19 protein-coding genes are annotated in these 20,929 nt (G+C 50.7%); 10 read left to right on the top strand and 9 right to left on the bottom strand.

All coding sequences use genetic code 11. The features are described from left to right. Positions 1-293 precede the first annotated feature (293 nt). Positions 294-920: a ribonuclease T gene (gene rnt / locus A1332_RS20650; protein WP_064010314.1), complete on the bottom strand. Its 627-nt coding sequence runs from the start codon at positions 918-920 to the stop codon at positions 294-296. 91 nt (positions 921-1,011) lie between these two features. Between rnt and A1332_RS20645 the strand changes: the two genes are divergently transcribed. Then, positions 1,012-1,794 (top strand): VacJ family lipoprotein, encoded by a 783-nt coding sequence (locus A1332_RS20645; protein WP_064010313.1) that lies wholly within the window; start codon positions 1,012-1,014, stop codon positions 1,792-1,794. Positions 1,795-1,847: 53 nt separating this feature from the next. On the opposite strand, the gene mtaB is transcribed toward A1332_RS20645, so the two are convergent. The 5 genes from mtaB to A1332_RS20620 form a co-directional block, all read right to left on the bottom strand. After that, positions 1,848-3,134 carry a tRNA (N(6)-L-threonylcarbamoyladenosine(37)-C(2))-methylthiotransferase MtaB gene (mtaB, locus tag A1332_RS20640; protein ID WP_064010312.1) on the bottom strand — a complete coding sequence of 429 codons (1,287 nt, stop codon included), beginning with the start codon at positions 3,132-3,134 and terminating at the stop codon, positions 1,848-1,850. Positions 3,135-3,209: 75 nt separating this feature from the next. Then, on the bottom strand, positions 3,210-4,439 hold the full coding sequence (locus A1332_RS20635) for a nucleoside recognition domain-containing protein (RefSeq protein ID WP_064010316.1): 1,230 nt from the start codon (positions 4,437-4,439) through the stop codon (positions 3,210-3,212). A 16-nt stretch (positions 4,440-4,455) separates the two neighbouring features. After that, positions 4,456-5,814: an adenylosuccinate lyase gene (gene purB, locus A1332_RS20630; RefSeq protein WP_064010311.1), complete on the bottom strand. Its 1,359-nt coding sequence runs from the start codon at positions 5,812-5,814 to the stop codon at positions 4,456-4,458. A gap of 62 nt (positions 5,815-5,876) precedes the next feature. Further along, the gene (mnmA, locus tag A1332_RS20625; RefSeq protein ID WP_064010310.1) at positions 5,877-6,968 is read right to left on the bottom strand and encodes a tRNA 2-thiouridine(34) synthase MnmA; all 1,092 of its coding nucleotides are present in this window, start codon (positions 6,966-6,968) and stop codon (positions 5,877-5,879) included. Next, positions 6,965-7,420 (bottom strand): NUDIX hydrolase, encoded by a 456-nt coding sequence (locus A1332_RS20620; protein WP_064010309.1) that lies wholly within the window; start codon positions 7,418-7,420, stop codon positions 6,965-6,967. Before A1332_RS20620 ends, mnmA begins: the two co-directional genes overlap by 4 nt. Before the next feature lie 125 nt (positions 7,421-7,545). Between A1332_RS20620 and clpS the strand changes: the two genes are divergently transcribed. Both clpS and clpA read left to right on the top strand, forming a co-directional pair. Beyond that, positions 7,546-7,869 carry an ATP-dependent Clp protease adapter ClpS gene (gene clpS / locus A1332_RS20615; protein ID WP_020482550.1) on the top strand — a complete coding sequence of 108 codons (324 nt, stop codon included), beginning with the start codon at positions 7,546-7,548 and terminating at the stop codon, positions 7,867-7,869. Between the two features lie 9 nt (positions 7,870-7,878). Next, positions 7,879-10,155 (top strand): ATP-dependent Clp protease ATP-binding subunit ClpA, encoded by a 2,277-nt coding sequence (gene clpA, locus A1332_RS20610; RefSeq protein ID WP_064010308.1) that lies wholly within the window; start codon positions 7,879-7,881, stop codon positions 10,153-10,155. Between the two features lie 33 nt (positions 10,156-10,188). Here clpA and infA read toward each other — a convergent pair whose 3' ends face one another. The 3 genes from infA to A1332_RS20595 form a co-directional block, all read right to left on the bottom strand. Further along, a complete protein-coding gene (infA, locus tag A1332_RS20605) occupies positions 10,189-10,407 on the bottom strand; it encodes a translation initiation factor IF-1 (protein WP_013819653.1) in 219 nt (72 codons plus the stop codon). Between the two features lie 103 nt (positions 10,408-10,510). Further along, a complete protein-coding gene (locus A1332_RS20600) occupies positions 10,511-12,625 on the bottom strand; it encodes a RelA/SpoT family protein (RefSeq protein WP_064010307.1) in 2,115 nt (704 codons plus the stop codon). 255 nt (positions 12,626-12,880) lie between these two features. Then, positions 12,881-13,354, bottom strand: coding sequence for a hypothetical protein (locus tag A1332_RS20595; RefSeq protein WP_064010306.1), 474 nt, complete (start codon positions 13,352-13,354; stop codon positions 12,881-12,883). Between the two features lie 361 nt (positions 13,355-13,715). Here A1332_RS20595 and A1332_RS20590 point away from each other — a divergent pair, with 361 nt between their 5' ends. The 7 genes from A1332_RS20590 (at position 13,716) to alaS (ending at position 20,734) form a co-directional block, all read left to right on the top strand. Further along, positions 13,716-14,438 carry a hypothetical protein gene (locus tag A1332_RS20590; protein ID WP_064010305.1) on the top strand — a complete coding sequence of 241 codons (723 nt, stop codon included), beginning with the start codon at positions 13,716-13,718 and terminating at the stop codon, positions 14,436-14,438. A 4-nt stretch (positions 14,439-14,442) separates the two neighbouring features. Beyond that, on the top strand, positions 14,443-15,777 hold the full coding sequence (locus A1332_RS20585; RefSeq protein ID WP_331709886.1) for a cobyrinate a,c-diamide synthase: 1,335 nt from the start codon (positions 14,443-14,445) through the stop codon (positions 15,775-15,777). A 70-nt stretch (positions 15,778-15,847) separates the two neighbouring features. Continuing rightward, complete coding sequence (gene recA, locus A1332_RS20580) at positions 15,848-16,900, top strand: recombinase RecA (protein WP_064010303.1); 1,053 nt, start codon at positions 15,848-15,850, stop codon at positions 16,898-16,900. Then, a complete protein-coding gene (locus A1332_RS20575; protein WP_197491525.1) occupies positions 16,863-17,381 on the top strand; it encodes a regulatory protein RecX in 519 nt (172 codons plus the stop codon). The genes recA and A1332_RS20575 overlap by 38 nt, the downstream gene beginning before the upstream one ends. A gap of 91 nt (positions 17,382-17,472) precedes the next feature. Then, positions 17,473-17,691: an addiction module protein gene (locus A1332_RS20570; RefSeq protein WP_157204073.1), complete on the top strand. Its 219-nt coding sequence runs from the start codon at positions 17,473-17,475 to the stop codon at positions 17,689-17,691. Then, entirely contained in the window at positions 17,688-18,008 is a 321-nt protein-coding gene (locus tag A1332_RS20565; RefSeq protein ID WP_064010300.1) for a type II toxin-antitoxin system RelE/ParE family toxin, read from the top strand. The genes A1332_RS20570 and A1332_RS20565 overlap by 4 nt, the downstream gene beginning before the upstream one ends. A gap of 125 nt (positions 18,009-18,133) precedes the next feature. Then, entirely contained in the window at positions 18,134-20,734 is a 2,601-nt protein-coding gene (gene alaS / locus A1332_RS20560) for an alanine--tRNA ligase (RefSeq protein WP_064010315.1), read from the top strand. Positions 20,735-20,929: the final 195 nt, after the last annotated feature.

The raw sequence follows: 20,929 nt of genomic DNA, 5'->3' as shown, positions 1-20,929 counted from the left end.
TAATTTGCTGGCTAACGTTGATTCCAAACTTTAGTCGAAAAGAAAATATCAGATCGGCGGCAGCGGCTCTATTCGACTGAGTATTGCAATGGACTCTCTGCGGATTCTTACCACTATAAGCTGATGCTTACTGGGGTCTACAGATATGACTTAAGTTAAGCAATCCAGGTTTAGTCAGTAACTCTAGATTACTAAACCAGATATTTTAATTTTAGAGGCCTTTGATACATTGATATCGTCGTCGCTACACTCTGTTGGAGCGTAATGTGTACTACGTCGCTAATTGAGTAGATTTATGTCACTTCGTACTCGCTTAATTTTTTCCACCGGTTGATAATCAGACAAAACAACTCGGCAGTTTGTTCGGCATCATAAAGAGCTGAATGTGCTTTTTCGTTATCCCAGATAATTCCGGCGGCTTGAGCAATTTTTGCTAAGACTGTTTGGCCGTACATTAGCCCGCCTAGTGTTGCAGTGTCGAAGCTGCTGAATGGATGAAACGGACTTCGTTTATAGTTGGTGCGCTCAATAGCGGCGTTCAAAAAATTGATATCAAAAGCAGGATTATGGCCAACTAAAATCGCCCGCTTGCATTCGTTACGTTTTACAGCGGCTTTGATAGGGGTAAACAGTTTGGTAAGCGCATCCTTCTCTTCTATAGCCATGCGGAAAGGATGGTATGGATCAATACCTGTAAATTTGAGCGCTGCATCATCCAGCTCGGAGTTTTTAAAAGGAATGATATTGCAGTGATGTTTTTCGGTGACATGTAACCAACCGTCTGTGTCTGGTTCGACTATTACGGCGGCGATTTCCAATAGTGGGTTTTTTTTCGAATTAAAGCCGGCGGTCTCTATATCGACAATAACAGGAAGGTAACCTCTGAAACGGTTGCCTAACGGATTTAGGTTTATTTCCATTGAGTTGTGGTTGGCTAAAAAAGTCGGTTGTACGTTATGTTACGTGAGTTTTGGATAGGTATAAACAATATTCAATTGGTGAGGTGAAGTTATGCAAGACGGGAAAAAAGCTTGGGTGATCTTAGGGTTACTGACTTTATTAAGCGGTTGTGCCACAACCCACGGTGTCGATCCTAAAGATCCTTGGGAGGGCTGGAACAGAGGTGTTCAATCGTTTAATGACGGTGTGGACGATTATGTCATGAAACCGGTTGCCAAAGGCTACGATTGGGTTATGCCGGATTTTGCGGACCAAGCAGTTACTAATTTTTTCAGCAATGTCGATGACATAGGTGTTTGTACCAACGATGTTTTACAAGGTAAATTCCTGCAATCCGGTCAGGACGGCGCGCGTTTTTTGGTGAACACCACAATCGGTGTTGCCGGTCTGATCGACGTGGGCACGATGATCGATTTGCCCAAACACAATGAAGACTTTGATCAAACCTTAGGCTATTGGGGAATACCTACCGGTCCTTACTTGGTGCTACCGTTTTTCGGACCTAGTTCGCCGCGTGGTGTGTTCGGATTGGTTGGCGATGCCGCGATGAATCCGTTTACTTATGCCGGTATCTATATAAATCCAAACTGGATTGGCGCGGCTGTTTCAATTGGACCTGGCGCATTGAAAGTCATCGATGCACGTTCAGATTTATTGGGCATGGAAAAAGTCGCCACCGAAGCAGCACTGGATCGTTACGAGTTTTTCAAAAACGCCTATCTTTCCAGACGTAATTATCTAATTCATGATGGTAAGGTTCCGGACGAAGACGTCTTGAAATTCGACGAAATGCAGGGCGGCGGGCGAGGACCGCTTGATCCGAATCCGTATTGATTTATAACGCGAAAAAGCCGCAAAGCTGTTTGCTTTGCGGCTTTTTTATGGCGTCAAGTCAAGCGTACCAGCACGAAATCCTGTTTAGCTTCGATTAATTCTCCCGCCACCATCCTATTTTCCAGAATGAGGTCAGGTGCCACGTCGCAGGCTACCCTTAGATAATTCGGCGTGTAACCGAAATGGCGGATAGTGCCATTGCTCTGCGCCTCTTTTTGCCCTTCCCATAAAATATTGGCCTGCTCGCCGAGGTTTTCGGCAATGAACCGGCGCTTCATTGTATCGGCTAATTCATGCAATTGCTTGCTGCGCTGTTTCTTTGTGTTCTGATCGATTTGATCCGGCAAGCCCGCAGCTTTCGTGCCTTCGCGAGGCGAATAGCTAAAAATGTGAATATGACCAAAACCCAGGTTTTTGATGTACTCAAAACTTTCCTGCCATTCCACTTCTGTTTCACCCGGAAAGCCGACGATGATGTCGGTGGTGATATTGAAATGCGGAATCGCGGCTCTGGCTAATTTGACAATCTGGCCGAATTCTTCGGTTTTACAGCGTCTGGCCATACGGCGTAACACGCTGTCGCTACCGCTTTGCAAGGGTAGATGGAGATGCGGCATCAGTCGTGGATTTTTGAACAGTTCGAAGAAACCGTCGGGTAACTCCCAAGGCTCCAGCGAGCCGAGACGCAAGCGCGGAATTGCGGTTTTATCGAGAATTTCTGTGATTAACTCGACCAGATTACTGGAAATGTCGCTGCCGTAACCACCCAGATGTACGCCGGTGATGATGGCTTCGTTGATGCCTTGGCTATACAAGGTGTTGATTTCTTGAATCACATCTTGAACAGGGCGACTGCTCTCCTCGCCGCGAGCGACGGTGACGATGCAGAAGGTGCACCGGTAGCGGCACCCGTCCTGGACTTTCACGAAAGCCCGTTGCCGACCGCGGCTAAACAGCGAGACTTCGCCGGGTTCGGTCGACATGGCCGGCATGCTGTTCAGATTCAGCTCGGCCAGGGTTTTTTCCACCAGCTGGTTTTTATCCTGGTTGCCGACGATCAAATCCACGCCCATCAATTGCGCTGCTTCTGTTTCATTCAGGGTCGCGTAACAGCCGCTGACCACCAGTTTGGCTTGCGGATTATCGCGGTGGATGCGGCGTATCATTTGCTTGGATTTTTTCACGGCATCCTGAGTCACCGCGCAGGAATTGATGATCACCAGTTGCGCTTCGCTCAAATTGCGGGTGATGCCGTGACCTTTGGCCTGAAAGGCCTGCGCCCAGGTTTCCAGTTCTGCTTCGTTGAGGCGGCAGCCCAGGGTTTTTAAATGTATCTGCATGTAATATCAAAAAATGTAGGTTGGGTTAGTGAAACGTAACCCAACAAAATCAAACGATTGGCATCGATCATCGACCTAACCAAAAAACCAATAAGTCACAAAAATGGCGCTAAGAATGCCGCCGAGGTCGGCAACGATGCCGCACGCGGCGGCGTGGCGTATCTGCTTGATATTAACCGCGCCGAAATATACCGCCAGCACATAAAACGTGGTCTCAGTGCTGCCTTGCACCACCGACGCCAGTCTGCCGGCAAAAGAGTCGGCGCCGAGGGTTTTCATGGTGTCTATCATCATCGCCCGCGCACCGCTGCCGCTGAACGGCTTCATCAGTGCGGTTGGCAGGCCGTCAATGAAACGGTTATCGATACCGGCATAATTGACCAGCAGCCTTAAGCCGTCGGTGATCAATTCCAATGCACCACTGGCCCGGAACACCCCAAAAGCCACCAGCATCGCCACCAGATAAGGAATGATGCTGATCGCGGTTTGAAAACCGTGTTTGGCGCCTTCGACGAACAACTCGTAAGCATTCAGCTGTTTGTAGGTGGCTGCGGCAATGAAGGAAATAACCAGGCTGAACAAAATCACATGGCTGACCAAGGCCGATTGTTGCAGCATTTCCGCTTGATCCAAGCCGGCGAAATAAGCCAGTATCCCGCCGACCAAGGCGGTAATGCCGCCCAGATACGCCAATACCACCTTGTCCAGCAGATTGATTTTCTGCACGGCCGCGACGGCCAGCAAACCGGTCAGCGTCGACATATAGGTGGCGATCAATATTGGGATGAACACGTCGGTCGGATTGGCCGCGCCGAGCTGTGCTCGGTAAGCGAAGATCGTCACCGGAAACAGCGTCACCGACGAGGTGTTGATCACCAGAAACAATATCTGCGCATCGCTGGCTCGTTCCGGGTGCGGATTCAAGGTCTGCATTTCCTGCATGGCCTTGATACCCATCGGCGTCGCGGCGTTGTCCAGCCCAAGCATGTTGGCGGCGATGTTCATCACCATCGCGCCGAGCGCCGGATGATCCTTTGGGATCTCCGGCATCAGGCGGCTGAACAGCGGATTCAGCGCCTTGGTTAGTAAATCAATAAAACCGCTATGCTCGCCGATTTTCATAATGCCCAGCCACAAGGCCAACACGCCGCTCAATCCCAGTGAAATCTCGAACGCTGTTTTCGACAGGCTGAACATTGCATTCATTAGCTCGGAAAACACCTTCGTATCGCCCAGTACCAGCAGCTTGAAGGCTGCGGTGGCGAAAGCGCTCAGGAAGAAGAATATCCAGATGAAGTTCAGCAACAACCTATCCTGGTGTTTAACCGATTTTCTTGGCTAAATCAGCTGCATACCCGGTGTAACTATGCGGCGTTAGTGCCAGCAGTTCGGCTTTGGCTTGGGCTGGAATCTCCAGTTTCTCGACGAAAGCGCGCATGCCGTCGCCGGTGACGCGCTGGCCACGGGTTAGTTCTTTGAGTTTTTCGTAAGGTTTTTCGATGCCGTAACGACGCATCACGGTTTGAATTGGTTCGGCCAATACTTCCCAGTTTTGATCCAGGTCTTCATCGATCAGTGCCGGGTTGATTTCCAGTTTGGAGATGCCTTTCAAGGTTGATTGGATGGCGATGCTGGTGTGGGCGATGCCGACACCGATGTTGCGCAACACGGTTGAGTCGGTCAAATCGCGCTGCCAACGGGATACCGGCAATTTGTCGGCCAGAAAACCGAAGATTGCATTCGCCAGACCCAGATTGCCTTCGGAGTTTTCGAAGTCGATAGGATTGACCTTGTGCGGCATGGTTGACGAGCCGACTTCGCCGGCGATGGTTTTTTGCTTGAAATAACCCAGCGAAATATAGCCCCAGACGTCGCGGTCGAAGTCCAGCAAGATGGTGTTGAAGCGCGACAGAACGTGGAAAAATTCGGCCATGTAATCGTGCGGCTCAATCTGTATCGTATAAGGATTGAAAGTCAGTCCCAGTGACTCGACGAAGTTTTGCGCGAACTGTGCCCAATCCACATCCGGGTAGGCGACGCTGTGCGCGTTGTAATTGCCTACCGCGCCGTTGATCTTGCCCTGCAGTTCGACCTTGGCGAGTTGTTCGCGTTGGCGCTGCATACGGGCGGCGACGTTGGCGAATTCCTTGCCGACCGTGGTCGGCGTCGCCGACTGCCCATGGGTGCGCGATAGCATAGGCTGTTCGGCGCTATTCAAGGCCAGTTGTTTGATCTCTGCGATGGTGGCGTCGATTTCGCTGAGGATCAGGCCGCGGCCTTCCTTCAGCATCAAGGCGTATGACAGATTGTTGATGTCTTCCGAGGTGCAGGCGAAGTGGATGAACTCGTTGACGGCATGCAGTTCGGCGTTGTCCTTGATTTTGGTTTTCAGGAAATACTCGACCGCTTTGACGTCGTGGTTGGTGGTTTTCTCGATGTCTTTGACCGCTTGGGCGTCGGCTTCGGAAAAATTGCTGACGATGTCGTTCAATACGGCAATCGCTTGGGCAGACAAGGCGGGTACTTCGACGATCTTAGCTTCGGCAGCCAGGGCTTGCAACCAGCGCACTTCAACTTCAACCCGGTAACGGATCAAGCCGTATTCGCTGAAAATGGGGCGGAGGGCGTCAACTTTGCTGGCGTAGCGGCCGTCGATGGGGGAGATGGCGGTTAGTGTCATGATGGTTTCCTATCTTGAGTATGAGATGGACTTAATTTCATTCAGCCCATCATCTAGGGATTTTAAGCGTTGTATTTGGATTCGATAATGCCGCCGCCCAGACAAACTTCACCCGAGTAAAACACCACCGACTGCCCCGGCGTAATCGCCCGTTGTTCTTCGTCGAAGCGAACTTTGACGCGGGTGCCGCCGTCGATCGGTTCGACGACGCAATCTTGATCCGGTTGGCGGTAGCGAGTCTTGGCGGCGCAGCGGATGGTTTCGGTCAAAGGCTTGCCGCACCAATCCAATTGTCCGGCTTCCAATGTATTGTGCAGCATCAGCGGATGTTCGTGGCCTTGGCCGACGATCAGCACGTTGTTGTCCAGGTCTTTTTCTAACACGAACCAGGGCTCGTCTGGGGCATCCTTGACGCCACCTATGCCTAATCCCTGACGTTGGCCGAGGGTGTAGTACATCAGGCCGTGGTGTTTGCCAATGTATTTGCCATCGGGGGTGCGCATTTCGCCGGGTTGGTGGGGCAGGTAGCGTTGCAGGAATTCCTTGAACTTGCGTTCGCCTATGAAGCAGATGCCGGTGCTGTCTTTCTTGCGGCTGTTGGCAAACCCGGCTTTATCGGCCAGCGCCCGGATTTCCGGTTTATGCAGGTGGCCGATCGGGAACAGGGTCCGCGACAAGGCTTTCTGCCCCATCGCATACAAAAAATAGCTTTGCTCTTTGTTGGGATCCAAGCCTTTTAATAATCGAAATTCGCCGTTGTGTTGATCGACGCGGGCATAGTGGCCGGTGGCGATATATTCAGCTCCCAGATCTTCGATGGCGTAATCCAAAAAGGCTTTGAATTTGACGTGTTTGTTACAAAGTATGTCGGGATTGGGTGTGCGACCAGCCTTGAATTCCGACAAAAACACTTCAAAAACGTCGTCCCAGTATTCGGCTGCGAAGTTGACCGTCTTAAGCTCTATGCCCAGTTTGTCGCAAACCTGCTGTGCGTCGGCCAAGTCTTCCATCGCTGTACAATATTCAGTACCGTCGTCTTCTTCCCAGTTTTTCATGAACAAACCGGTGACCTTGTGGCCTTGTTCTTGCAAGATTAATGCGGTGACGGAAGAGTCGACGCCGCCGGACATGCCGACGATGATATGTTTACTCATTCTAAATCGAGAAAAGACTGTAAGATGGTAAGCGGATAACGGTGGCCTTTCAGGTATTCGTCCACGGTGGTTAATACCAAAGGGCTGCGTAATTGTTGGCGCTTTGCGTAAATTTCATTGCGGCCTAGCCAGTGAGTGTCGATAATGCCGTCATCGAGAGGTTGTTCTGGATTGTGGTTGTTGACCGTGCCGGAAAAACAGAAGCGAACAAAACTGGGCATATGTGGATTTCTACGCCATAGTTGTGTGGCGATTAATGCCTCCGGTTCAAATTGCCAAGCTGTTTCCTCCCACACTTCGCGTTTGACGGCGCTGATTAAATCTTCACCTTCTTCCAAATGACCTGCCGGCTGATTGAACGCAAGGCCTCGAGCCGTTGTCTCTTCAACCAGCAGAAAGCGGCCATCTTTTTCGATCACGGCGGCTACTGTGACGTGAGGTTTCCAAACCATGATGTTGATAGAAAACGGTAAAAGGCGCGCATTTTACTAGAAATGTTTTTTATATGCGCAAAGATTGAAATTTAATGTTTAAGACGCTATTTTTAAGATCACAATGATTCACAGCACCAAAGCTTATGTCAGATTTTGAACCCTTGAAAGATGGCGACGGTAACACCGCGCTGCAAGAAGCCAAACCGCAGCTGAAAAGACCGCCACTGTATAAGGTGATGTTGCTTAACGACGACTTTACGCCTATGGATTTTGTCGTCGAAATATTGACTGATTTTTTTAACATGAGCCAAGAAAAAGCCACACAAGTGATGTTGCAAGTGCACACGCAGGGCGTCGGTGTTTGCGGTACCTATACCAAAGACGTTGCTGAAACCAAAGTACATATTGTTAATGAATATTCCCGCGAGCATCATCATCCGCTGATGTGCACGATGGAAGAGGCGTGAGGGGTAACCATGCTAAGTAAAGAACTTGAAGTGACATTGAATGCTGCTTTTACCGGAGCTCATGCCAAAAGACACGAATTCATCACGGTCGAGCATTTGTTGCTGGCCTTGTTGGACAACGTCACGACGATACCGATTTTGATCGCTTGCGGCTGCAATGTTAATGCGTTGCGGGCCGAATTAACGCGGTTTATAGACGAAACCATTTCCCTAATTCCGGAAGGGATACAGCGAGAGACTCAACCCACTTTAGGTTTTCAGCGCGTTTTACAGCGTGCGGTTTTTCATGTGCAGGCTTCCGACAAAAAAGAAGTGACCGGCGCCAACTTATTTGTAGCCTTGTTTAGCGAGCAGGATTCGCATGCGGTTTATTTGTTGAATAAACAGGACATCACACGTCTGGATGTGGTGAATTATCTGGCGCATGGGGTTTCCAAAATCGAACAGTTCAGAAAAGAGAGTAGCGAAGAACCGGAAGCTGATCGTGGCAGCAACGAAGCCTTGTCTAGCCCGTTGGAAAAATATGCAACCAATTTGAACGACGAAGCCTTGAAGGGCAATATCGATCCTTTGATTGGTCGCGAGCTGGAAGTGGAAAGAACCATTCAAGTGCTTTGCCGCCGTCGCAAAAATAATCCTCTATTGGTCGGGGAGGCGGGAGTCGGTAAAACGGCTATCGCGGAAGGTTTGGCGAAAAGAATTGTCGAAGAGCAAGTTCCCGATATATTGCTTAACAGCGTCATTTATTCTTTGGATATGGGGGCACTGGTTGCCGGTACCAAATATCGCGGCGACTTTGAAAAACGACTGAAGGCCTTAATTAATCAGCTGAAAAAAGAACCTGACTCGATTTTATTTATCGACGAAATTCACACCATTATCGGCGCGGGTTCTGCGTCCGGCGGTGTGATGGATGCATCCAATCTGATCAAGCCGGTGTTGGCATCCGGACAGCTGCGTTGCATAGGTTCCACTACCTATCAGGAATATCGCGGCATTTTCGAAAAAGACCATGCCTTGGCGCGGCGCTTTCAAAAAATCGATGTGATAGAGCCTTCAATCGAAGATACCGTATTAATCTTGAAAGGCCTCAAGTCGCGCTTTGAAGAACATCATGGTCTGAAATACACCCAAGAAGCATTGCGGCTGGCTGTGGAACTATCCGCACGCTATATCACCGATAGACATTTGCCCGACAAAGCTATCGACGTGATTGACGAGGCAGGTGCCCGGCAGCGTTTATTTGCCGGTATTGATCGCAAAGACCTGATCGATACCGCCGAGATAGAAGAGATCGTCGCTAAAATTGCCAGGGTGCCGGCGCAATCGGTGTCGTCTAACGATATTGATAAACTATCCAACCTGGAAAAGAACCTGAAAATGCTGGTGTTCGGTCAAGACGAGGCTATTTCAGAGTTGGCGTCGGCGATCAAATTATCGCGAGCCGGTTTGCGCGATACCACTAAAACTATCGGTTCGTTCCTGTTTGCCGGTCCTACCGGTGTTGGTAAAACCGAAGTGACGCGCCAGCTGGCTAAAGTCTTAGGCATAGAATTGATTCGTTTCGATATGTCTGAATACATGGAGCGGCATACCGTATCGCGTTTAATCGGGGCGCCTCCCGGTTACGTTGGGTTCGATCAGGGCGGATTACTGACCGAAGCGGTGACCAAACATCCTCATGCAGTATTGTTGCTAGACGAATTAGAAAAAGCCCATCCCGATGTATTCAATCTGCTTTTGCAGGTGATGGACCATGGTACTTTGACCGACAATAATGGCCGGAAAGCGGATTTCAGGAATGTTATTTTGATCATGACTACCAATGCCGGAGCCGAAGAGAGTAGCCGGGCTTCCATGGGATTTACACAGCAAAATCATGCTTCTGACAGCCTGAAGGTGATAGAGCGTGGCTTTTCTCCAGAGTTTAGAAACCGGTTGGATGCGATTGTCCAATTCAAATCATTGGACATGGCGGTGGTCGGTAGTGTGGTTGATAAGTTTATTTTTGAGCTCGAAGCAGTTCTCGCCGATAAAAATGTGACTCTCACTTTGGAGCCAGATGCAAGAGCCTGGTTGGCCGAGCGTGGTTACGATCCCAAAATGGGTGCAAGGCCGATGGCGCGATTGATTCAGGAAAAGATCAAAAAACCGTTGGCGGAAGATTTGTTGTTTGGTCGTTTAGCGAATGGCGGTCACGTACGAGTACATGTCGAGAACGATGCGTTGGCTTTTGCAATTGAGAGCAAACAACTTATCGTTTCGCAGTTGAATCAAGTCGTGTAGAGCGAGGGAAGCAATCGCTTTCCCGGGGACGGGTTAGCGATTGCGGAAAGTAATGCGGCCTTTGGTCAAGTCGTAAGGTGTCATTTCTACGCGGACTTTATCGCCAGTCAGTATGCGGATATAGTGCTTGCGCATTTTGCCGGAGATATGGGCGGTGACAATGTGACCGTTTTCCAGCTCGACGCGAAACATAGTATTGGGCAGGGTGTCGATGACCTTGCCATCCATTTCAATCTGATCTTCTTTTGCCATAGTTAAAGCTCTAAATTTAAAACGGCTATGTTAGCATGAATCCTCTGCCGAGCCGCTAAAAAAGTCTTGCCAATAGTTGAATTAACGCTGATTAAGAGCTGATTCAGACTTTCCTCCTCACTTCAATAATATTTGGCAAATGACTGATACGTGTCAGCACCAAACTGAGCTGCTCGGTGTTTTCAATTTGAATAGTCATAGTCAGAATGGCGGACAAATCGTCGTGAGTCTTCAACGAGGCATTGCTGATATGTACTTTTCCGGCAGCTAGTACCTGAGAAACGTCGTTCAGCAAATTTTGCGCGTTAAAGGCATGAATCAAAATCGGTACGCTGTGATGCACGGTTTGTTGACCACTCCAATCTGCCTTTAACAATTGCAATTGTTGCTCTGGCGATAAATGCCGGATATTCTCGCAATCGCGGCGATGAATCGTGATGCCGCGCTTATGTGAGATAAAGCCGATAATCTCGTCACCTTTCACCGGCGAGCAGCAATGCGCCAGCGTGGTGACCACATTATCGATATCGTCGATAGTGATCGCTGATTGTGTTGAGGATTTGCTTGGCACCAACTTAATCGGCGTAGGTTCCAATTCCGGAATTTTCAGCGCGCCGGCCAATTGCCGGTTGTTGATGTCGCCGTGACCTAGCGCTTCGTAAAAGTGCTCTATGTCCGAGAATTTAAAATGTCTCAAAAGCTCGTTGATATCGACGGTTTTTAAGCCCAGCCGCCTACTTTCCTTATCCAGCAGCAATTTGCCGGCGGCGATATTTTCGGCCTGCTGTTGTTGTTTGAACCAGCTTTTTACCTTGCTGATAGCGCGCGGGGTCTTTAAATAACCGAGGTTGGGATTAAGCCAATTGTGATTGGGCTGACCATTTTTGACGGTGATAATTTCTACCTGCTCCCCGGAACACAGCTTGTAAGTCAGTGGCTTGATCTGGCCGTTAACTTTGGCGCCGCGGCAGCTATGCCCCACTTCGGTATGGATGGCATAAGCAAAATCCAGTGGCGTAGCGCCCTTGACCAAGTCGACTAACTTGCCGGCGGGTGTCAGCACGAAGACCCGGTCGGAAAACAGCTCGGTATGAAAGTTTTCCAGCAAGCTGTCGGGGCTGTCCTTGTCTTCCAGCAGTTGCCGGAGCGAGGCGATGTTCTTTTCGGTCGCGGCGTTGAACTTGCTGCCCTCCTTATAGCGCCAGTGCGCTGCTACCCCCAGTTCGGCAAAGTCGTGCATGGCTTGGGTACGGATTTGAATTTCGATACGGTTGCCGTCTTCATCCAAAACCACGGTATGCAGCGATTGATAGCCGTTTTCCTTGGGGTTGGCGATGTAATCGTCGAATTCGCGCGGAATATGCTGCCAGTGACTATGCGCCAAGCCCAGCACCATGTAGCAGGCTGACAAACTGTCTACCACCACCCGCACCGCCAATAAATCGTATAGCTCGTTTATCGCCAGCTGCTTGCGGTGCATCTTGTTCCAGATGCTATAGATGTGCTTCGGTCTGCCGTAGACCTTGGCCTGTATGCCTTCCTGCTTTAAATGGTCTTTAAGTGCCGCTAAAAACCGTTCGATAAAGGCTTGGCGTTGTTCGCGATTGACCGCCAATGATTCGGTCACAAAGCGATAATGCTCCGGATCGACATAGCGAAACGCAAGGTCTTCCAATTCCCATTTAAATTGATTAATGCCCAAGCGATTGGCAAGTGGGGCATAAATGTCCAGGGTTTCCCTGGCAATGAAGCGGCGGATATTTTCTTGCTCGTGTTGTAGTCCGCGCAATCGCTGGATGCGAAACGCCAATTTTATCAGCACCGCCCGCACGTCGTGGGTCATCGCCAGCAGCATGCGCCGCAATATCTCGGCTTGGTTAGGCTGGTTTGCCATTTCGGTGCTGTAGATGCTGACTTTATTCAGCCAGCTCACGTCCTTAACCAAGTCGGCGACCACCGGCCCGAATTGCTCTCGTATTGTCGAGTCGCTGAGTTTGTCGGCAACGCGTGAATCGCTAAGCAGCGCCGCCAGAATGGTTTCCAGATCGATATGCACACTCATTAAAATCACCGCGACATCGACGCCTTTGGGGCGGACGGTGTCGTTGCAATCCACCGAAAGCTGCTCGATTAGCGTCAGCGCCTGGTTTATCTGTAAGCTGTCTGCTTCTGAGAAGCCGGGAAACAGCTCGGCGATGGGATAATTATTTTGAGTCATACCGATGTTGTAAGACCTGCAAGGTGGGGCGGAAAATAGTGGATTTGCCGTAAGTCGGGTTTCGAATCCAGGCGTCAGAGTAAACGGCTAGCTATGCGAGTTAACCTGTCCGCTTCCTCCCGGTGTCGATAGCACTATCGCTATGGGTACCGGGCGTCAGCAAAGGCAGTCAGCTTAGAGATGAGAAAAACACCGATTAGAATGGCCGGAGCTTAGGCCGAGAAGTCCTAGGATTCCCGAATAATATGCGAATCTTTAGTAAGCATCTTTATCCGTGATTTGACCTTTGTCGTTGACTGCAACTTTCCATTTGCTGCCGCCCACTTCGATAAATAATTCGTATTCTTCACCCACGCCGTTCGGATTAATGACCAATTCCGCCTTGTGTAGCTTATAGCCGGGGAAGTTATCGGCCAGCACTTTGGTTACGTCAGGCGATATTTCCAGACCGTTTGCCAACAAGATTTCGTTTGCAAACAACGCGCCGTCTGCTCTAAATAGTTCATGCTTCAGTTCGTCTTCCACATCCTTGAAGCTCACTTCCAGAACTTGTTGACCAAAGTGGGTTTCGTGGGTCGCTTTTAAGTCTTGTGCTTGCGGGTGTCTTTTCAAAATATTGGCCCGAACTTTATCCGGAACTGTCACGCTACCGGTTTCTTGGGCTTGCGCTGTCGATAAGCTGCCGTAAAAGGCAGTGGCGGCGAGTAAGGAAAGTAATAAAGTACGCATGAGTTCTCCTGCTGTGGTGGGTTTCCCAATGACTTAAATCGCTGGGGATAGTTTCATGGTTGTTTTTGCTGGTGATAACAAAAGCCGAGCATTGGACGATTCATTCAAAACCAGCGCTCGCTCCTGTAATGGAGTGAAGCATTTTTATCGCATAACCGTGGTCGATTATGCGATAAAAATAAAACTTGCCGGTATGATTTTTCCGCGAACTTCGCATAGATCAATATTTCCATATCGATTATTCTAAAAGCATTTTAAATGCCATCGAGTTAGCTGGGGAGCCGATTTGGCTCGTCGGAAGCTCCCCCGCGTCTATTTGGCGCCATGGATTAAGCCTGCTTTTCTTTTTGCGAATTTGCCTATGCCGAAACAATATCGACGTTTTCGAGATATTTCCACCAGCGAGAAAATTTTAAATACCGTATTCCTGTTGACCATTGGTCTGGGTTACCTGATGGCCTTGGTGAATTTGTATTACACCCATCAAGGTCGCGACGGCAAACGCGGATTGTCGATCGATGATATCGTCATTATGTATCACGGTTCGACTACTCAATCGCGGCTGGGTGCGGCGATCAACGGTATCATGGAGCCCAATTTGAAATACAAAAGTGATAAGGAAATTATCTTGAAATGGATTCAGGATGGCGCCGAGCAACCGGCCTACGAGCAGCGGATTGCGCCGATTCTGAACCGTGATTGCATCCACTGTCACAATCCTGTCGCCAACCCGAGCCTGCCTAATCTGACCCATTACCAAGGTGTCGCCGACGTCGCGCACAAGGGCGGGGCGTCAACACCGGCGCTGGTGCGGGTGTCGCATATTCATTTGTTCGGCATCGCCTTCATCCTGTTTTTCATCGGCAAGATATTTTTGCTTTGCGATATGAATATCTACGTCAAACGGGTGGCGCTGGTAATTCCGTTCTTCGCGATGCTATTGGACGTGGTGTCCTGGTTTGTGACCAAGCATATTTCCGAATTTGCCTATGTGGTGGTGCTCAGCGGCGCGTTGATGGGCTTGTCGATGGGTGTGCAGATTTTAATGAGTGTTTATCAAATGTGGTTTTACCAAAAGGACTGATATTTTGACTGTTTCTCCTGCTTCATCTTTGACTGCCGAACCGCGCAGTTGCCCGGCGATGTTGATCAGCGCCCCGGCTTCTGGGCAGGGCAAGACCACCGTTACCGCCGCGCTGGCTTATTACCATAGACAGCAAGGCCGTCGGGTACGGGTATTCAAAACCGGTCCGGATTTCATTGATCCGCAAATTTTGGTCTACGCCTGTGGGCAGCCTGTCTACCAACTGGATTTATGGATGATGGGTGAGGCGCATTGCCGCGAGTTGTTATACCGCGCCGCCGGCGAAGCTGATTTGATCTTGATCGAAGGCGTGATGGGTTTGTTCGACGGCGAAAGCAGCAGCGCCGATTTGGCCCAGGCCTTGGCGGTGCCGGTGGCGGCAGTGATCGACGCGCAAGGCATGGCGCAAACCTTTGCCGCGGTGGCTTACGGCTTGGCCAATTATCGGCCGGGTTTGCAGTTTTCCGGCGTGATCGCCAACAAGGTGGGCAGTGCCGGACATGCGAAAATGTTACAAGAAGCGCTACCGGCGGATATGTCTTTGTTAGCCGCGATGAGCAGAGACGAAGCGGTGGGTTTGCCCTCCCGGCATTTGGGCTTGCTGCAGGCGGACGAAATCGGTGATCTGGACGCCCGGCTGTTGCGGGCAGCAGAATTATTAAATAGCTTTATTCCCTGTCTCTTGCCTGAGTCCGTCAATTTTGCAGCCATTTCCACCGATCCGCCGCCACGATTGTTGCAGGGTAAGCGCATTGCCGTGGCGCGCGATGCGGCGTTTTCGTTTATCTATCAAGCCAATCTGGATTGTCTGCAAGCGATGGGCGCCGAGCTGGTGTTTTTCTCACCGTTGCTAGACAGCGGTTTGCCGGAGGCCGACAGCGTCTACTTGCCGGGCGGCTACCCTGAGTTACATTTACAAACCTTGGCCGACAATTTGCCGATGAAGCAAGCATTAAAGGACCATCATCGCGCCGGTAAAGCCATCTATGCCGAATGCGGCGGTTTTTTGTATTTGCTGGATAGTCTGGCGGACAAGGAAGGCTATCAAGCGGCGATGGTAGGTTTGTTGCCAGGTAATGCGGTCATGCAAACTAGGCTAGCCAACCTGGGTATGCATAGTCTGCAATTGGAGCAGGGCGAGATTCGCGGTCATAGCTTTCATTTTTCCAAGCTCGATGCCGTGCTGGAACCGATTGCCGTTTCCACCGCGCAACGGAGTTTCGGCCACGGCGAGGGCTTTTTCCGCAAAGGCTCCTTGCAAGCCTCCTATCTGCACTTGTATTTCCCCTATAAACCACAGCTTGCCGCCGGCTTTTTCTCAGGTTTGCAGAGCGATTAAAACTGTTTCGCAGCCAGGGTCTATGGGATAATGCGCGGCTTTCACCGGCCAGACAACAGCAGGTACTAAAATGGACGAAAACAAGAAAAAGGCGCTGGGCGCCGCGTTGATGCAGATTGAAAAGCAATTCGGCAAGGGTTCCGTGATGCGGATGGGCGATGTCGCCGCCAGCCGTGACATCGAAGTGGTGTCCACCGGTTCGTTGTCCTTGGATATAGCGCTTGGCGTAGGTGGATTACCTCGCGGTCGGGTCATCGAAATCTACGGACCGGAATCGTCCGGTAAAACCACTTTAACGCTGCAAACCATCGCCCAAATGCAAAAGCTGGGCGGCACGGCGGCGTTTGTCGATGCCGAGCACGCGCTAGACCCAGTTTATGCGCAAAAGATCGGTGTCAATATTGAAGACTTATTGGTTTCGCAACCGGATACCGGCGAGCAGGCTTTGGAAATTACCGATATGTTGGTGCGTTCCGGCGCAGTTGACATCGTGGTAATAGACTCGGTGGCGGCCTTGACTCCCAAAGCGGAGATCGAAGGCGACATGGGCGACTCGCACATGGGTTTGCAAGCCCGCTTGATGTCGCAAGCGCTGCGTAAACTCACCGCCAATATCAAACGCTCCAACACGCTGGTGATTTTTATCAACCAATTGCGAATGAAAATTGGCGTGATGTTCGGCAATCCTGAGACCACTACCGGCGGTAACGCCCTGAAGTTTTATGCGTCGGTACGTCTGGATATACGCCGCATCGGTTCGATCAAGAAAGGCGACGAGGTAATTGGCAACGAAACTCGCGTCAAAGTCGTTAAAAACAAAGTCGCGCCACCGTTCAAACAAGCCGATTTCGAGATTCTGTATGGCGAAGGTGTGTCTTTCTTCGGCGAATTGGTGGATTTGGGCGTGGAATTCGGCTTCGTCCAGAAGTCCGGTTCCTGGTATGCCTACAATAACGAGAAGATCGGCCAGGGCAAAGACAACGCCAAGCAATTTTTACGCGATAATCCGGACAAGGCCAAGGAACTGGAAAAAGCGATTCGAGAAAAAGCCTTTGCCAAGTTAGCGAGCGCACCGGCAGTTGCCAGTGAAGACGACGACGCCGAGTTTGTCGACGGCGATTGAACGCCGGCAACAGATCGAGGCAGTCTGCCTAAGGTTGTTGGCCCGGCGCGAACATAGCCGCCGGGAACTGCTGGATAAATTGGCACTACGCGGCTTTAACCGCGATGAAGTTGAGCTGGTCGTCGATGAGATGGCCGAGCAGAATTGGCAAAACGACCAACGCTACACCGAATGTTATGTGCGCCAGCGTATCCGTGGCGGCTACGGGCCGGTGCGAATTCGTTATGAGCTACAACAGCGCGGTATCAACGATGCTGAACTGGATTTGCAAGCCGAAGAGCAGGGCGGGTGGCAGAATTTGTTGCTTGAGGTGTATTTTGGTAAATACGGCGAGGAAAAATTGCTGACCCAAAACGAATGGCTGAAGCGTAGTCGTTTCCTGCAGCAACGCGGTTTCAGCGGCGAGATGATTAAACGCTTGTTTGTGGAATTGAAGATTAAATTGGTTAGGGCGGATGCCGATAGGCGGTCCGCAAAATGATGCAAAGTAATTTAAGTTTCCATTCGGCGGATCCATTCGTGTGTTTCGCTGTACGCATTAGTTTCGTGCAAAGTCGTTCTGGGAGAAAGTTGTGAAAGTTACTCTACCGCTAAAAGAAATGTCGGTTGCCGAGAAAATCGGCATGATGGAAGAGTTATGGAAGGATTTATCCAGTCAGGCGGCTGGCTATTCATCACCAGATTGGCATGGTCACCTGTTGGCGGAAAGAAAGCGCCTGGCGGAATCGGGTGAGATTGGTTTTACTGATTGGGAAACAGCAAAGCGGGAAATTCAAGATAGGATTCGATGAAAATTCGAATTTTTGACAGCGCAAAATTTGATTTGCTGGATGGTTTTGAGTTTTACGAACGGCAGCAGGAGGGAGTCGGCCGTTATTTTTTGGATTCTCTTTATGCAGATATCGATTCACTTGCTCTATATGCCGGTATTCATCCCCAAAAGTTCGCTGAATTTCATTGGTTGGTCGCAAAGCGCTTTCCGTATGCGATTTATTACACTGTCGATGATGAATTAGTTTCTGTTTATGCTGTGATGGACTGTCGGCAAGATCCTGTAAGTATTGAAGCTCGTTTGGAAAATGAGCGAATTAGACGATGGAATGACTGATTCTAAGAACTTCTGGGTTCGCGAAGTGATACTAAGCTCAGCAATTTCGACCGATGCGCCTCATCGCGATGGTGCGTCACAATTATTTGTTAACACAAAACATTGAACTAACCACAATGAAAAAAATGACCAGCGCCGAATTGCGGGCCGCCTTTTTGGAATTCTTTCGCCAACACGGCCACTCCGTGCAGCCGTCCAGTACTCTGGTGCCGGGCAACGATCCCACGCTGTTGTTTACCAACGCCGGGATGGTGCAGTTTAAAGACGTATTCTTAGGTCGGGAGAAGTTGGATTTCACCCGCGCAGCCACGAGCCAACGCTGCGTGCGAGCCGGCGGCAAGCATAACGACTTGGAAAACGTCGGCTATACCGCGCGTCATCATACTTTCTTCGAAATGCTGGGCAACTTCAGCTTTGGCGATTATTTCAAGCGCGATGCGATTCATTTTGCCTGGGACTTTTTGACCAAGGAATTGGGTATCCCCAAGGAAAGACTGTGGGTCACGGTGTTTGATGAAGATTCCGAAGCCGAGGCGATTTGGCTGGAAGATGTCAAACACGATCCCAAGCGTTTCTCGCGGATCGGCGCCAAGGATAATTTCTGGTCGATGGGCGATGTGGGTCCTTGTGGTCCTTGCACCGAGATTTTCTACGATCACGGCGAACATGTGGCCGGCGGCCCCCCTGGTAGCCCGGACGAGGACGGCGACCGTTATATCGAAATCTGGAATCTGGTGTTTATGCAATATGACCGCGACAAGGACGGTCACCTGACGCCGTTGCCAGCACCATCGGTCGATACCGGCATGGGTTTGGAACGGATTTCGGCGGTGATGCAAGGCGTGCACAGCAATTACGAAATCGACTTATTCCAAAACCTTTTGAAAGTCGCCGCGCAATTGGCCGGTACCGACGACTTGGCGAATAGCTCATTGCGCGTGATCTCCGACCATATCCGTTCTTGCGCGTTTATGGTGGCCGATGGTGTGTTGCCGTCCAATGAGGGCCGAGGCTATGTATTGCGCCGCATCGTGCGCCGAGCGATCCGCCACGGTTACCGCTTGGGCATTCAAGACACGTTCTTTTACAAACTGGTCGCGCCCTTGGTGGCCGAGATGGGCGCAGCTTATCCTGAACTAGCCAAGGCTCAGGAACAAGTCGAGCGGATTCTGAAAAAAGAAGAAGAGCGCTTCGCGGAAACCCTGGAGCAGGGCATGAAGATCTTGGAAGCCTGTGTCGCTAAGTTGGATGGTCATGTGATTCCCGGAGACGTGGTGTTCTTGTTATACGACACCTATGGCTTCCCAGTAGATTTGACCGCCGACTTTGCCCGCGAAAATAATCTGAGCGTCGATCACGCTGGCTTCGAAGTGGAAATGGCTGCGCAGCGCGATAGGGCGCGGGCTGGCGGTAGTTTCGCGGCCGATTACGATCAAGACATCAAACACGACAGCAGTACCGAATTTACGGGCTATTTCCATCTGGACGGCTCGGTGCAAATTTTAGGTTTATTTAAGCAAGGCCAGCCGGTCGATGCTTTGGAAGCCGGTGACGAAGGTGTGGTGATTCTGGATCAAACCCCGTTTTACGCGGAGTCCGGCGGTCAAGTCGGCGATTCCGGACGCATCGAATGCGGCGAGGCAGTTTTCGAAGTTCACGACACTCAAAAGCAGGGCGGCAAGTTATTTCTACACAAAGGAAAGGTGTTGCGCGGCACGCTCAGCGAAGGCCAAGCTTGTGAAGTCAGCGTCGATGCCGAGATTCGCAAAGCTACCGAACGCAACCATTCAGCCACGCATTTATTGCATGCCGCGTTGCGGGCGACTTTAGGCGAGCATGTCGCGCAAAAAGGTTCGCAAGTCAACGCCGAACGTTTGCGTTTCGACTTCTCGCATTTCGAACCGATGACAGCTGCGGAAATCGCTTCCGTCGAACGCTTGGTCAACGAACAGATTCGTTTGAACAACCCGGTAGCTGCGGAAATCATGGCGAAAGACGATGCAGTGAAAGCGGGCGCGATGGCCTTGTTTGGCGAGAAATATGGCGACGAAGTACGCGTCTTAAAAATCGGCGATTTCTCCACTGAGTTATGCGGCGGTACGCACGTTGATAGAGCCGGCGACATCGGTTTGTTCAAAATCGTCGGCGAAACCGGCGTCGCGGCCGGCGTCAGACGTCTGGAAGCCGTCACTGGCCAAGGTGCATTGGATTGGATTGAACAACGCGAAAAAGCCTTGCTCAGCATCGCTGGATTATTGAAAGCAGCCCCCGATAAAGCAGCCGATAAAGTCCATCAATTGCTGGAAAAAACTCGTGGCCTGGAAAAAGAACTGGAAAAATTGAAGGCTAAATTAGCCAGCTCGGCGGGCGATGAAATGACCAGCCAAGCGGTGGATGTCAACGGTGTGAAAGTACTGGCGGTGAAACTCGACGACGTTGATCCCAAGGCTTTACGCGATCTGGCTGACCAGTTAAAAAACAAATTAGGCAGTGCGGCTTTAGTATTAGCGGCGGTCAGCGGCGATAAAGTCAGTCTGATCGCCAGCGTGTCAAAGGATGCGATGGACAAAGTCAAAGCCGGCGAGTTGGTGAATTTTGTCGCAACGCAAGTGGGCGGCAAAGGCGGTGGTCGCCCGGATATGGCGCAGGCTGGGGGCAACGATCCAGCGGGATTGCCGGCGGCGTTGGCGGCGGTGCCGGATTGGGTGAGGGAACGATTGGGTTAATGTAGGGTGGGCAATTTGCCCACCGTTCAATTGGTCTGCACGCCGATAAGCGTTTCTGGCAGTACTGTGTCGCTATCGCGACGGATTATTTTAATGTCGGGTCTCGGCCCGACAGCCGAGATACTTTTCTTTGCTTGTCCAAAGAAAAGTATCCAAAAGAAAAGACACCCGGATGCCGCTTATTCCCTGCGCTCC

Source organism: Methylomonas methanica, assembly GCF_001644035.1.
GTDB classification, from domain to species: domain Bacteria; phylum Pseudomonadota; class Gammaproteobacteria; order Methylococcales; family Methylomonadaceae; genus Methylomonas; species Methylomonas methanica_A.
Note: the sequence above shows the minus strand (reverse complement) of the source record. Positions and strands in the feature narration are given on the sequence as shown.